The organism is Salinimicrobium oceani, from assembly GCF_012037645.1.
The window spans coordinates 1-377 of sequence record NZ_JAAVJR010000994.1 but is presented as its reverse complement, the minus strand read 5'-3'; the positions used below and the strand labels follow the sequence as shown (position 1 = coordinate 377).

Below are 377 nucleotides of genomic sequence, written 5' to 3'. Positions count from 1 at the left end.
TTCCCTGTTGAGGAACTGGATTTTCCGGTTTTTCTGAAAGGAACTGTAGATCGTGTTGATGAATTCAACGGCAAATTCCGGATCATAGATTACAAGACCGGGAAGGTAGACCAATCCAAGGTAGAAGTTGTGGAGTGGGAGGAGATCGCTTTAGACTATGACAAGTACAGCAAACCTTTCCAGATCCTTACCTATGCCCTAATGATGGATGATAAAGATCCTTTGCCTTCGGAATTTGAAGCCGGGATCATTTCATTCAAAAATATGCAGGGTGGTTTTTTGAAGTTCTGCAAAAAGGATAAAAAGGGGTATGGGGCTAAAAAAGAAACGAATATTACTTCAGAAACCCTTGAGGCCTTTAAAGAACAGCTGAAAAA

1 protein-coding gene is annotated in these 377 nt (G+C 40.8%); it reads left to right on the top strand.

The window, feature by feature from the left end; genetic code table 11:
- On the top strand, positions 1-377 hold a 377-nt coding region (locus HC175_RS20430; protein ID WP_168139867.1), incomplete at both ends, for a PD-(D/E)XK nuclease family protein.